The organism is Cupriavidus sp. 05T313 (genome assembly GCF_056396665.1).
Genome location: NZ_JBFTLX010000663.1, coordinates 1 through 414 on the forward strand (window position 1 = coordinate 1; position 414 = coordinate 414).

Below are 414 nucleotides of genomic sequence, written 5' to 3' on the forward strand. Positions count from 1 at the left end.
GTTGACGATGGCCGCTTACAACCTCGTGCGCATGCGATCGCTAGGACAAATCCGCCTGCAGCAGCGATAAAGGGACAAAAGCGGGCGGGAAACAGGCGTCAGGCGGTCAAAAAGCCGACGAAGCTACGCCTACGTTTCAGGATGTGGAAAAAACAGAGTCGTCGCCGCGCGAGCGGGAAAACCCGCCGTTGCGCGGGACGTATTTCAGCAGCCTGTTAAGGCGAKGCGAGTTTGGGTCCCGGCCGCTCTTTTCGCCGGATCCCGAGGGGGTGTCGCCCCATCCGGCGCGCCCGCCGGCAAGGCATCAGCCCATGCCGCCACACGCGCCATCGCCTCGGCCACCGTCTCGCCGCCGTGAGGCCTGGCATGCAGCAGATCCGCGGCCCACGCCTCCACCTCCGCGCGCGGCACGGC

1 pseudogene is annotated in these 414 nt (G+C 66.3%); it reads right to left on the reverse strand.

The features are described 5' to 3' along the window. Positions 1-279 precede the first annotated feature (279 nt). A pseudogene (locus tag AC1DKD_RS42250) lies at positions 280-414 on the reverse strand (alpha-ribazole phosphatase); the annotation flags it as partial.